Below are 12,895 nucleotides of genomic sequence, written 5' to 3'. Positions count from 1 at the left end.
ACCGGGGGGGGCCCCGTAACCCGCGGGGCCCCGGGGGGGGGGGGGGGGGGGGGGGGCGCCGGCGGGGGGGGGGGGGGGGGGGGGGGGGGGGGGGGGGGGGGGGGGCCCCCCCGCCGCACCACCCCCGTCTCACCGACTCATACCCTGCGGACGGCCACGGTCACCCGTTCGCCCTCGCCGACCTCCCCGGTGAAGCCGTCCACCCCGTCGGCGAAGTCGACGGAGTCGGCCAGCACCTCCCGGGCCACGAAGTCGGTGTACGCGGCCACCGCCGCGCGCACCTCCTCGGCGGCCGACACCGCCACCACGATCCGGTCCGAGATGTCCAGGTCGGCGTCGCGGCGGGCCTGCTGCACCACCCGCACGACGTCCCGGGCCAGCCCCTCCGCGGCCAGCTCGGGGGTGACCTCGGTGTCCAGCACGACCACGCCCTCGCCGCCGGGCAGCGGCGCGGAGTGCTCGGCGTCGGCGGCGACCAGGCGCAGCTCGTACTCGCCCTCGGCGAGGGTGACGCCGGCGGCGACGGGTGCGCCGTCGACCAGCTCCCACTCCCCCGCCTTGACCGCCTTGATGACCTGCTGCACCTGCTTGCCGACCCTCGGGCCGAGCGCGCGCGGCACCACGGTCAGCACCTGCTGGCAGTACGCGGACACCTCGTCGGTGAACTGCACCGCCTTCACGTTGACCTCGTCGGCGACCAGGTCGCCGAAGGGCCGCAGCTGCGCCGCGACGGGCGAGGCCACGGTCAGCGTCGACAGCGGCAGGCGCACCCGCAGGCCCTTGGCCTTGCGCAGCGACAGCGCCGCCGAGCAGACCTCCCGGGTGGCGTCCATCGCGGCGACCAGGTCGTGGTCGGCCGGGAACTCCCCGGCGGACGGCCAGTCGGTCAGGTGCACCGACCGCTCGCCGGTGAGACCGCGCCAGATCTCCTCGGCGGTCAGCGGCGCCAGCGGCGCCACCACCCGGCACAGCGTCTCCAGCACCGTCCACAGGGTGTCGAAGGCGTCGGCGTCGCCGGACCAGAACCGGTCCCGGGAGCGGCGCACGTACCAGTTGGTCAGCGCGTCCAGGTAGGACCGCACGGTGGCGCACGCGCCGGAGATGTCGTACGCGTCCATCTGCTCCTGGACCGTCGACACCAGCTCGTTGGTCTTCGCCAGCACGTACCGGTCCAGCAGGTGGGTACTGTCCGTCCTGCGTCGCGCGGTGTGCCCGTCGGCGTTGGCGTAGAGCGAGAAGAAGTACCAGACGTTCCACAGGGGCAGCAGCACCTGCCGGACGGCGTCGCGGATGCCCGGCTCGGTCACGGCCATGTCGCCGCCGCGCAGCACCGGCGAGGACATCAGCATCCAGCGCATCGCGTCCGAGCCGTAGGCGTCGAACACGTGGTAGACGTCCGGGTAGTTGCGCAGGCTCTTGGACATCTTGCGCCCGTCGGAGCCGAGCAGGATCCCGTGGCTGAGGCAGTTGCGGAACGCCGGCCGGTCGAACAGCGCGGTGGCCAGCACGTGCATGGTGTAGAACCAGCCGCGGGTCTGGCCGATGTACTCGACGATGAAGTCGCCCGGGTAGTGGTGCTCGAACCAGTCGCGGTTCTCGAACGGGTAGTGCACCTGGGCGAACGGCATCGAGCCGGACTCGAACCAGCAGTCCAGCACCTCCGGCACCCGGCGCATCGTCGACTGCCCCGTCGGGTCGTCCGGGTTGGGGCGGACCAGGTCGTCCACCGCCGGCCGGTGCAGGTCGCTCAGGCGTACGCCGAAGTCGCGCTCGATCTCCTCCAGCGAGCCGTAGACGTCCACCCGCGGATAGTTCGGGTCGTCGGACTTCCACACCGGGATCGGCGAGCCCCAGAACCGGTTCCGGCTGATCGACCAGTCGCGGGCGTTGGCCAGCCACTTGCCGAACGAGCCGTCCTTGATGTGCCCCGGCGTCCAGTTGATCTGCTGGTTCAGCTCGACCATCCGGTCCTTGAACTTCGTCACCGCGACGAACCACGACGACACCGCCTTGTAGACCAGCGGGGTGTCGCAGCGCCAGCAGTGCGGGTACGAGTGGGTGTAGGTGTCCTGCCTGAGGACGACCCCCCGCTCCTTGAGCTCCCGGATCACCGGCTTGTTGACGTCGAAGACCTGCTCGCCCTGGTACGGCGGCACCAGCCCGGTGAACCGGGTGTGGTCGTCCACCGTGACGATGGTGGGGATGCCGGCCGCGTTGCAGACGTTCTGGTCGTCCTCGCCGAAGGCCGGGGCCAGGTGGACGATCCCGGTGCCGTCCTCCGTGGTGACGAACTCCGCGCCGAGCACCTGGTAGGCGTTCGGGCCGGCCTGCTCGACGAGGAAGTCGAACAGCGGGGTGTAGCGGCGCCCGACGAGGTCACGGCCGGAGACGGTGCCGACCTGCTCGTACCCCTCCAGCTCCTTGGCGTACGCGGCCAGCCGCGCCGCCCCGACGACGTAGCGCTGGCCGTCGCGCTCCAGCACCGCGTACTCGATGTCGGGGCCGACGGCGAGCGCGAGGTTGGACGGCAGGGTCCACGGCGTGGTGGTCCAGACGCCGAGCCGCACCGGCCCGCGCACCAGCTCCGGCGCGCTCTCGTCGGGGGTCAGCGCGAACCAGACCGACAGCGTCGGGTCGTGCCGGTCCCGGTAGACGTCGTCCATCCGGGTCTCGGTGTTCGACAGCGGCGTCTCGCAGCGCCAGCAGTACGCCAGCACCCGGAAGCCCTCGTAGACCAGGCCCTTGTCGTGCAGGGTCTTGAAGGCCCACATGACGCTTTCCATGTAGTCCAGGTCGAGGGTCTTGTAGTCGTCGGCGAAGTCGACCCACCGGGCCTGCCGGGTGACGTAGCGCTCCCAGTCGTGGGTGAACTCCAGCACCGAGGAGCGGCACGCCTCGTTGAACCGGGCCACGCCGAGGTCGAGGATCTCCGCCTTGCTGGTGATGCCGAGCTGCTTCTCGGCGACCACCTCGGCGGGCAGGCCGTGGCAGTCCCAGCCGAAGCGCCGCTCCACCCGGCGACCGCGCATCGTCTGGTAGCGCGGCACCACGTCCTTCACGTAGCCGGTGAAGAGGTGGCCGTAGTGCGGCAGGCCGTTGGCGAACGGCGGGCCGTCGTAGAAGACGTACTCGTTCTTGCCCTGGTCGCCGGCCGGCCTGGCCTCGACGGAGGCCTCGAAGGTCTTGTCGGCCGTCCAGTGCTCCAGGACCCGGCGCTCGACCGCGGGCAGGTCCGGGCTCGCCGGGACGCCGGCGGCGGTCGGGTCGTGCAACGGATAGACCATCGGGGGTCGCTCTCCTCGCGCAGCTCACTGTCGTGTGGGTCTGCGAGGACGAGCCTTCTCGGGTACGCCTCGACGGCGCCCCCGGGCAGGCCCGCGGTACCACCCCGCTTGGCGGCCAGGATCGACCGCCCGCTCGTTGGCCGGCTGTGACGGGCCGGACCCGTCCGGTTCTACTGGGCCGGGGCGAACCGGCTGTTCTTCCGGAGGCTCACCGGTGATGGCCGGGTCATCGCCTTACGACCGTCAAGGTTACCCGACCGCCCGGAAAGATCGCCGCCGAGTAAACCCGCCCGGCGACCGGTGCCTAGGGTGACGGGGTGATCCGGATCAGGTTGGACGAGCCGACGCTCGCGCGCACCCGGATCGCGATCAGCCCGCTCTGGGAGGTGTGGACCAGCCTCTGCCTGCTGCACCGCAACCCGGGAGAGGCATCCTGGCCGTACACGGGCTGGGCTCGACACGCCCGGCAGGTACTCGCCGAGGTGCCGGCGACCGCGCCGGTCCGACTGCTGCTCGCCTCGGGCAGCAGCTCGCCCGATTTCCTGACCCCGATCCCGCCGTCGTCGACCCCGACCCTGGCCGACGAACTGGCCGCGCTGCGCGCGACGCCCGCCGAGGTGATCGCCGAGCAGCTCCCCCGCTACCACCGCCCCGACGACCTGCCCGACTGGCTGAGGCCGTTCGTCACCGACCGGTCGGCCGCGCTGGACCGGCTGGCGGGCGGCATCGAGGCCTACTGGGACGCCGCCATCGGCCCCTGGTGGCCGGCGATGCGGGCGGCGTTGGACGAGGAGGTGCTGCACCGGGCCCGCGCACTGGCCGCGGACGGTCCGGATGCGCTCCTGGGCGACCTGCACGAGCGGGTGCGCTGGGAGAATCCGGTCCTCACCCTCATGAAGCCGCTGGAACGGCAGATCGAGGCGGTCGACCAGCGGCTGCTGCTGATCCCGCTGATCTTCTCCCGCGGCGCGCTCTCCTGCTCCACCGACCATCCGGAGATCGTCGCCGTCTCCTACCAGGCGCGCGGCGCGGCGCTGCTCGCCGAGGAGGGCTTGGGGCGGGCCGCGTCCCCCGCAGCGGCCACCGACCGGCTGGCCGTCCTGGTCGGACGCGCCCGGGCCCAGGTGCTCCGGGCGCTGATCCGGCCGTCCACCACGGCCGGGCTCGCCGCCACCCTCGGGCTGGCACCGAGCACCGTCTCGGAGCACCTCTCCGCGTTGCTCTCCGCCGGTGTGGTGCACCGCCGCCGGGTGGGCCGTCGGGTGCTGTACAGCCTCGAACCGGCCGGCCTGGCGCTCGTCCAGCTGGTGGGCGACGAGCCTGTCGTCGCCTCGGCCTGAGCATTCGGCCGGAGCCGAATTCGTTCCCACCGGCGTCGTGGTCCCCCTAACCTGCCGGGCATGAGCACCGACGCGGTGAAGGCGGCGGGCGACGACGGACGTACCGCTGTCGCACGGGGTGGTCGCGGCCACGGTGCCGGGAGGTGGACGCGGTCCGCGGCGTCGACCCGGCGGTCGACAACGGGGAGCTGATCGGCCCGCTCGGACCGACCGGCACCGACGAGATCACCTTGACACCGCTGGACCCGCGCGGCGCTCGTCCCGACCGCCGGCGGACCTCGTGAGCCTGCCCGACGTCGGTAGGCAGGCCCACGAGGTCCGCCGGGGGCTCGGGGCAGGTCCGTCGCGGCCGGTTCCGCCGCGGGAGTCCCCTGGCCGTCCGGCGAGGCCGGCCCGGCGTGACCGGGCTCACGTCCGCCGGTGTCACGCCGCGCCTGCGCGCACCGTCGTGTGGGTGTCAACACCGACCGGACCGAGGAGGGCCGTCATGCAACGGATCAACGTGGCCGAGGTGGCACCGCAGGCGTACCAGGCCGTGCTGGGGCTGGAGAAGTACGTCCGGGCGAACGTCGGGCACACCGTGCTGGCGCTGGTGAAGCTGCGGGCGTCGATGCTGAACGGCTGCGCGTTCTGCGTCGACATGCACAGCCGCGACGCGCTGGCGGCGGGCGAGTCGGACCGGCGGCTCTTCGCCGTCGCCACCTGGCGGGAGGCGCCGTTCTTCGACGAGCGGGAGCGGACCGCGCTGGCGCTCACCGACGCGGTGACCCGGCTCGGCGAGCACGGCGTGCCCGACGACGTCTGGGACGCGGCGGCGAAGGTGTGGTCCGAGAAGGAACTCGCCGACCTGCTGATGGCGATCGCCACCATCAACGTGTGGAACCGGATCGCCGTGACCTGCCGCACCGACCTCCCGACGGAGGCGTGACGGTCCGCGACGCGACGCAGGCGGCCGGTGCGCTCGACGCGCACCGGCCCGCGGCGGCGGGGTGCGTCAGGCCAGCTCGGGGAACCAGAGCGCGATCTCGCGCTTCGCGCTGTCCGGCGAGTCGGAGGCGTGCACCAGGTTCTCGCGGTTGGACAGCGACAGGTCGCCGCGGATCGTGCCGGCCGTCGCCCGCCGCCCGTCGGTCGCGCCCACGAGCCCGCGCACCACGTCGATGACCTGGTCGCCGGAGAGCACCAGCGCCACCAGCGGGCCGCCGGTCATGAAGTCCTTCAGCGGCGGGTAGAACGGCTTGTCGACGTGCTCGGCGTAGTGCTCGTCGGCCAGCGCGGCGTCCATCGTCCGGGACACCATCGCGTCGATCCGCAGCCCCTTGCGCTCGAAGCGGGAGATCACCTCGCCGACCAGCCCGCGGCGGACCGCGTCGGGCTTGATCAGTACGAGGGTGCGCTCATCGGGGCTGCTGCTGGACACGCTGGGTTCCTCCTGTGCGCGGAAGACGGCCGGGCTGGGTACGGTCAGCCTAGCGACCCGGTCCCGGCACCGGCGCGGCGGCCGGTCCTTCCTCCGGCGGCCGATCCGGCCTAGCCTGGCCCTTGACCCTCGGGAGGTCCACTGTGGCGAATGGCGGGAACCGGCCCATCGCACCGGTACGCAAGCTGATCGCCGCGGTGCTGGGCACCGTGGCCACCTTCGTCGTCCTCTTCGGCCTCGGCATGACCAGCTGGGCGATCGTGGCGCTCGGGGTCGCCCTGCTGGTGCTGGCCATCGCGCTGGCCACGGTGCGCGGGGGCGGTCGCACCTGGGTGGTCGGCGTCGGGCACGTGCACAGCGCCTCCGAGCCCCCCACCCAGTACGCCTTCGGCCGCTGCGAACTCCAGCTGGTGATCGACGCCCCGGGGCTGCCACCCCGGTCCAAGAAGATCATCGAGCCGCGGGTGCCGGTGGCGAAGTGGCCGTCGCTGGGCCAGACGCTGCCGATCCGGGTGGCCCTGGACGACCAGCGCCACGTCCGGGTGCTCTGGGACGACGTGCCCACCCACGCGGAGACCGCCGCCGCCGTCGCGGCCGACCTGCCGCCCGAGTACGCGGGCGCCGAGCCGCTGGACGACGTGCTGATCCAGCAGGAGGCCCCGCCGTGGGCGGACCGGGCGCCGGACGACGACTTCCGGGAGGACTACCGCGACGACTTCCGGGACGACTTCCGGGCGCCGGTGGGCGATCCGCTGGGCGACCCCGTCGGGGATCCGCTGGGCGATCCGCTCGGTGGGGACCGGGTCGGGCGGCCCGAGGAGCGCGAGCCCGTCGTGATGCACCAGCGTCCGGGTGGGCCGGTCGTGCTGGAGGGCACGCTCGTCGAGCAGCCCGCCACCGGCACCCTGCCGCGCCGGGCCACCCCGACGCCCCGTCCGCCCGCCGAGGAGCGGTTCGACGCGCCCGCGCCGGCGGATCCGCTCGACCTGCCCCTGGACGATCCCGCCCCGCCGCGCGACCGGGTCCGCGACGAGCGGATCAGCCCGGAGGAACTGGACGAGGCGATCTTCGGTCCGGGCCCGGCGACCGACGTCGACGGGGAGGCCGGGGAGACCGCGGCGGCCGGCGACGAGTTCGGGGCGCCGATCGCCGGAGTGGGGTTGACCCTGCTGGTCACCGACCTGCCCCGCTCGCTCAACTTCTATCGCGACCTGGGCTTCACCGAGGTCGACCGGGGCTCCGGCAACGCGGTGCTCGCCTCCGGCACAACCCGCCTGGTGCTGCGCGAGGTGACCGAGGCGGCGCCGATCAGCCGCCGGCTGGTGCACGTCAACCTCGAGGTCGACGACATCGGCTCCGCCTACGAGCGGCTGCGCGGGACGGGCGTCCGGTTCACGTACGCCCCCCGGGTGGTCAACCGGGGCACGAAGCTGGAGGTGTGGGCGGCGGCGTTCCGCGACCCGGACGGCCACGGCATCGCCCTCACCCAGTGGCGGGAACGCGCCGAGGCCTGACCGTCAGCCCAGGATGACCCGGCGCACGTGCAGGGCGTAGGCCCACACCAGGGCGAAGACGACCCCCAGCACCAGCAGCGACCAGTGCAGCAGGCCGGCCAGCATCAGCAGCCCCTGCAGGGCGGTGCCGGCGTGCCAGGCCCACGGCCGGCGCATCATGCCGGCCAGCAGCACCGCCGCCACGGCCAGCGCCACCACCGCCCCGATCGCCGCGCCGCCGAGGTCGCCGCCGACCACCCGGATCGGCTGGATGGCCAGCACCAGCACCAGCGCCTCCAGGCTGAGCGTGCCGGCGCCGAGGCCACGTACCGCCCGTTCGGGATTGCGCAGCCCGGATCGGCGCGGCGGTCGCCCGCCGGGGGTGCCGTCGGCCGCCCCGGCCGGGCGGTCGTCGCCCGCGGTGACCCGCTCCGGCCCGGTCATCGCTTCAGCAGCCGGCGGGCGTCTGCCACGGTCACCACCGACCCGGTGACGAGCACCCCGACCCCGCTCAGCTCCCCCGGTACGTCCTCCTCGGCCATCGCCACCGCCGCCTCGATCGCGTCCGGCATCTCCTCGGCCACCTCCACCCGCTCGGGTCCGAAGACCTCCGCCGCGAGCGCGGCCAGCTCCCGGGCCGGCAGCGCCCGGGGCGAGCTGTTGCGGGTCACCACGACCTGGTCGACGACCGGCTCCAGCAGCTCCAGCAGGCTGGCCGCGTCCTTGTCCGCGAGGACGCCGACCACCGCGACGAGCTTGCTGAAGGCGAACTCCTCCTGGAGCGCGGCGACCGTGGCCGCCATCCCGTGCGGGTTGTGCGCCCCGTCGAGCAGGATGGTCGGCGCGCTGCGTACGCGCTCCAGCCGGCCGGGCGAGCTGGCCGTGGCGAAGCCCTCCCGGACCGCCTCGACGTCGAGCTGCCGCTTCGCCCCGGCGCCGAGGAACGCCTCGACCGCCGCCAGCGCCACCGCCGCGTTCTGCGCCTGGTGGGCGCCGTGCAGCGGGATGAACACCTCCTCGTAGACGCCGCCGAGGCCCTGGAGGGTGAGCACCTGCCCGCCGACGGCGACCGCCCGCCGCAGCACCCCGAACTCGGCGCCCTCCCGGGCGATGGTCGCGCCGACCTCGGCGCAGCGCTCCAGGATCGGCCCGGCGGCCTCCTCCTCCTGCGCCGCGGAGATCACCGTCGCGCCCTTGTGGATGATGCCCGCCTTGGCCAGCGCGATGTCCTGGATGGTGTCGCCGAGCCACTCGGTGTGGTCCAGCCCGACCGGGGTGAGCACGCACACCCCGGCCTGGATCACGTTGGTGGCGTCCTCGGCGCCGCCCAGGCCCACCTCGACCACCGCCACGTCCACCGGGGCGTCGGCGAAGGTGGCGAAGGCCAGCGCGGTTGTCATGTCGAAGTACGTCAGCGGCTCCGCCGAGCGCTCGTCGACCAGCCGGGCCAGCGGCTCGATCTCCCGGTACGTGGCGACGAACCGCCCCTCGTCCACCGGCTCGCCGTCCAGGCTGATCCGCTCCCGGACGCTCTCCAGGTGCGGGCTGGTGTAGCGGCCGGTGTGCAGCCCGAACGCCCGCAGCAGCGAGTCGATCATCCGGGCCGTCGAGGTCTTGCCGTTGGTGCCGGTCAGGTGGATCGACGGGTACGCCCGCTGCGGGCTGCCGAGCAGGTCCAGCAGCGACTCGATCTTGTCCAGCTCGAAGGCCATGCGGGTGAACCCGCGTTCGGCCAGCTCGGCCTCGACGGTGGCGAAATCGGTGCGGTCGGTCACGAGGGCAGCGCCTCCAGAGCAGCGTCGATGCGGACGAGGTCGGCCTCGGCGACGGCGAGCCGGTCGCGGATCTTGGCGACCACCGGCTCCGGCGCCTTGCCGACGAACGCCGGGTTGCCGAGCTTCGCCCGGGCCTGCGCGGCCTCCTTCTCGGCGGCGGCCCGGTCCTTGGTCAGCCGGGCCCGCTCGGCGGCCACGTCGATCGAGCCCCGGGTGTCCAGGGCCACGCTCACCTCGCCGGGCATGGCGAGCGTCGCGCTGGCCTGGAAACCGTCGCCGGCCGGATCCAGCCGCACCAGCGACCGGATGAGCGGCTCGTGCGCGGCGATGCCGGCGGCCGCGAGGCCGTCGAGCCGCGCGGCGACCCGCTGCGTCGGGCGCAGCCCTTGGTCCGAACGGAACCGCCGGATCTCGGTCACCACCCGCTGGAGGGTGCCGACCTCGACCTCCGCGGCGTCGTCGACTCCGGTACGGTCGGCGACCGGCCAGGCGGCAGTCATCACCGTCTCGCCGCCGGTGAGCGCGGTCCACAGCTCCTCGGTGACGAACGGGATCACCGGGTGCAGCAGCCGCAGCAGCTGGTCCAGCACGTGCCCGAGCACCCGGCGGCTGGCCTCGGCGGCCGGCCCGTCCTCGGCGAGCACCGGCTTGGTCAGCTCCACGTACCAGTCGCAGACGTCGTCCCAGGCGAAGTGGTAGAGCAGGTCGCAGACCTTCGCGAACTCGTACGCCTCGAACTGCTCGTCCACCGCGGCGGTGACGTGCGCCAGCCGGGACAGGATCCACCGGTCGACCGTCGACAGCGTGTCGGCCGCCGGCAGCGGCCCCTCGGTGTGCGCGCCGTTGAGCAGCGCGAAGCGGGTGGCGTTCCACAGCTTGTTGCAGAAGTTGCGGGAGCCCTGGCACCAGTCCTCGCTGACCGGCACGTCCCCGCCCGGGTTGGCGCCCCGGGCGAGGGTGAACCGGGTGGCGTCGGCGCCGTACCGGTCGATCCAGTCCAGCGGGTCGACCACGTTGCCGAACGACTTCGACATCTTCTTGCCGTGCTGGTCGCGGACCATGCCGTGCAGGGCCACCGTCTCGAACGGCGGCCGGCCGTCCATCGCGTACAGGCCGAACATCATCATCCGGGCGACCCAGAAGAAGAGGATGTCGTAGCCGGTGACCAGCACGCTGGTCGGGTAGAACTTCGCCAGGTCGGGGGTCTGCTCGGGCCAGCCGAGCGTGGAGAACGGCCACAGGCCGCTGGAGAACCAGGTGTCCAGCACGTCCTCGTCCTGGTGCCATCCCTCGCCGGTCGGCGGCTCCTCGTCCGGGCCGACGCAGACGATCTCGCCCTCCGGGCCGTACCAGACGGGGATGCGGTGGCCCCACCAGAGCTGCCGGGAGATGCACCAGTCGTGCATGTTGTCGACCCAGGCGAAGTACCGCTTGGCCAGCTCCGCGGGCTCGATCTTCACCCGGCCGTCGCGCACCGCGTCGCCGGCCGCCTCGGCCAGCGGGGTGGTGTTGACGAACCACTGGAGCGACAGCCGCGGCTCGACGGTCGTCCTGCACCGGGAGCAGTGCCCCACGGCGTGCACGTACGGCCGCTTCTCGGCGACGATCCGGCCCTGCTCGCGCAGCGCGGCGACGATCGCGGGACGGGCCTCGTACCGGTCCAGGCCCTGGAACGGGCCGTGCGCGGTGATGACGCCCCGCTCGTCCATGATCGTCAGCGACGGCAGGCCGTGCCGCTGGCCGATCTCGAAGTCGTTCGGGTCGTGCGCGGGGGTCACCTTGACCATGCCGGTGCCGAAGCTCGGGTCGACGTGCTCGTCGGCCACGATCGGGATCCGCCGGTCGGTCAACGGCACGGCCACCTCGGTGCCGATCAGGTGCCGGTAGCGCTCGTCGTCCGGGTGGACGGCGACCGCCGTGTCACCGAGCATCGTCTCGGCCCGGGTGGTGGCGACCACGACGTCGTCGCTGTAGCGGATCGAGACCAGCTCGCCGTCGTCGTCGGTGTGTTCCACCTCGATGTCCGACAGCGCGGTCAGGCAGCGCGGGCACCAGTTGATGATCCGGTTGGCCCGGTAGATCAGCCCGTCGTCGTAGAGCTTCTTGAACATGGTCTGGACGGCACGGGACAGGCCCTCGTCCATGGTGAAGCGCTCACGGTCCCAGTCGACGGAGTCGCCGAGGCGGCGCATCTGGCCGAGGATCGCGCCGCCGGATTCGGCCTTCCACTGCCACACCCGCTCGACGAACTCCTCCCGGCCCAGGTCGTGCCGGGACAGGCCCTGGCCGGCGAGCTGCCGCTCGACCACGTTCTGGGTGGCGATCCCGGCGTGGTCCATGCCCGGCAGCCACAGCGCCTCGTGGCCCTGCATCCTCTTGCGCCGCACCAGCGCGTCCTGGACGGTGTGGTCCAACGCGTGGCCCATGTGCAGGGAGCCGGTGACGTTGGGCGGCGGGATGACGATGGTGAAGGGGGGCTTGTCGCTGTCCGCCGTCGCCCGGAAGTGGCCGGCGGCTACCCACTGCTCGTACCGTCGCTGCTCCACCTCGCCGGGCTGGTACTGGCCGGCAAGGGTCGGGGCGTCGGGGCGTCGGGCATCCAGTCTCTCGGTCACCCTGAAAGTCTACGGAGCGCTTCCCGGGACCCGACGTGCGCCACCTGCCGTTCGCGTACGGTGTCGGCTATGTCCGACGCACATCTCACCGATCGCCCGGTCGCCGACGGGCCCGAACCGATCGACCTGACCGACGAGCCCATCCAGCTCAGCAACCGGGACCCGGAGAACGCCCCGGAGCGGCGGGCCACGCGGTCGGGGCGCCGGCGGGTGGCGTGGGCCGTGGCGGCGGTCGTCGGGCTCGCGGGGGCCGCGGTGCTGGGCACGGCCGGCTGGCGGGTCGCCCAGCAGAAGGACGCCGACCTGGCCACCCCGGACCGGGTGGCGGGCCTCGTACGCGACGACAGCGACCGGGCCCGCAGCACCTCCGACTACCTGCGCAGCGGGTTCGCCGCCGACATCGACCTGGACAGCAGCTTCGGCACCGTCTACCGGGATCCCGCCGACGACAAGCGCTCGGTGCTCGTCTTCGGCGGCACGACCCTGCTCTGGCAGCCGGAGCGGGACCTGGACAGCCTCTTCGGCCTGCTGACCGACGAGACCGGCAAGGTGACGGGGCTGCGCGAGGTGCCCGCCGGGCGCTTCGGCGGCGTGATGAAGTGCGGCACCACCAGCGGCGACGGCGGCGACTTCGCGGTCTGCGGGTGGGCCGACCACGGCAGCGTGGTGATGGCGATGTTCCCGGGCCGCTCCGTCGACGACGCCGGCGGGCTGTTCCGCGCCATGCGCGAGGAGATCCAGACCCGCGGCTGACGCCTTCCGCCTAGCCCGCCCGCGCCGTTCCCGCCGCGGGCCGGCAGCCGGCCGGCAGCCGCACCTGCGACAGCGCCACCAACTCCCGCGCCGTCTCCGCCTCTGAGACTTCGGCGCCGCCGGCCGAGGCGACGAAAAGGTCCGTAACGCAGTTCAGGGCCACCCCGAAGGGTGACCCTGAACTGAAAGATTGTCCGGCGGTGTCCTACTCTCCC

General features: G+C 73.2%; 10 protein-coding genes. 5 read left to right on the top strand and 5 right to left on the bottom strand.

The features are described 5' to 3' along the window. Positions 1–137: 137 nt before the first annotated feature. Positions 138–3,284, bottom strand: a complete 3,147-nt coding sequence (ileS, locus tag ACLQ22_RS28845) for an isoleucine--tRNA ligase (protein ID WP_425695080.1) — start codon at positions 3,282–3,284, stop codon at positions 138–140. A 317-nt stretch (positions 3,285–3,601) separates the two neighbouring features. On the opposite strand from ileS, the gene ACLQ22_RS28840 reads away from it, so the two are divergent. The 3 genes from ACLQ22_RS28840 (at position 3,602) to ACLQ22_RS28830 (ending at position 5,552) form a co-directional block, all read left to right on the top strand. Then, positions 3,602–4,624, top strand: coding sequence for an ArsR family transcriptional regulator (locus ACLQ22_RS28840; protein WP_425695079.1), 1,023 nt, complete (start codon positions 3,602–3,604; stop codon positions 4,622–4,624). A 143-nt stretch (positions 4,625–4,767) separates the two neighbouring features. Next, positions 4,768–4,908: a hypothetical protein gene (locus ACLQ22_RS28835; RefSeq protein ID WP_425695078.1), complete on the top strand. Its 141-nt coding sequence runs from the start codon at positions 4,768–4,770 to the stop codon at positions 4,906–4,908. A 203-nt stretch (positions 4,909–5,111) separates the two neighbouring features. Then, entirely contained in the window at positions 5,112–5,552 is a 441-nt protein-coding gene (locus ACLQ22_RS28830; RefSeq protein ID WP_366644487.1) for a carboxymuconolactone decarboxylase family protein, read from the top strand. 66 nt (positions 5,553–5,618) lie between these two features. Here ACLQ22_RS28830 and ndk read toward each other — a convergent pair whose 3' ends face one another. Beyond that, entirely contained in the window at positions 5,619–6,044 is a 426-nt protein-coding gene (ndk, locus tag ACLQ22_RS28825; protein WP_425695077.1) for a nucleoside-diphosphate kinase, read from the bottom strand. 143 nt (positions 6,045–6,187) lie between these two features. On the opposite strand from ndk, the gene ACLQ22_RS28820 reads away from it, so the two are divergent. Continuing rightward, a complete protein-coding gene (locus ACLQ22_RS28820; RefSeq protein WP_425695076.1) occupies positions 6,188–7,558 on the top strand; it encodes a VOC family protein in 1,371 nt (456 codons plus the stop codon). Positions 7,559–7,561: 3 nt separating this feature from the next. Here the strand turns inward: ACLQ22_RS28820 and ACLQ22_RS28815 are convergent, their stop codons facing one another. Genes ACLQ22_RS28815 through ACLQ22_RS28805 form a run of 3 tightly spaced genes read right to left on the bottom strand, consistent with a single transcriptional unit; the run spans position 7,562 to position 11,927 of the window. Further along, entirely contained in the window at positions 7,562–7,981 is a 420-nt protein-coding gene (locus tag ACLQ22_RS28815; protein ID WP_425695075.1) for a DUF4233 domain-containing protein, read from the bottom strand. Then, positions 7,978–9,312, bottom strand: a complete 1,335-nt coding sequence (locus ACLQ22_RS28810) for a bifunctional folylpolyglutamate synthase/dihydrofolate synthase (protein WP_425695074.1) — start codon at positions 9,310–9,312, stop codon at positions 7,978–7,980. Before ACLQ22_RS28810 ends, ACLQ22_RS28815 begins: the two co-directional genes overlap by 4 nt. After that, complete coding sequence (locus tag ACLQ22_RS28805) at positions 9,309–11,927, bottom strand: valine--tRNA ligase (protein WP_425695073.1); 2,619 nt, start codon at positions 11,925–11,927, stop codon at positions 9,309–9,311. Before ACLQ22_RS28805 ends, ACLQ22_RS28810 begins: the two co-directional genes overlap by 4 nt. Positions 11,928–11,996: 69 nt before the next feature. On the opposite strand from ACLQ22_RS28805, the gene ACLQ22_RS28800 reads away from it, so the two are divergent. Further along, positions 11,997–12,680, top strand: coding sequence for a hypothetical protein (locus ACLQ22_RS28800; protein ID WP_425695072.1), 684 nt, complete (start codon positions 11,997–11,999; stop codon positions 12,678–12,680). The last annotated feature ends 215 nt before the right edge of the window (positions 12,681–12,895 follow it).

Source organism: Micromonospora sp. DT178 (genome assembly GCF_049841695.1).
In the GTDB taxonomy this organism is placed as follows: domain Bacteria; phylum Actinomycetota; class Actinomycetes; order Mycobacteriales; family Micromonosporaceae; genus Micromonospora.
Note: the sequence above shows the minus strand (reverse complement) of the source record. Positions and strands in the feature narration are given on the sequence as shown.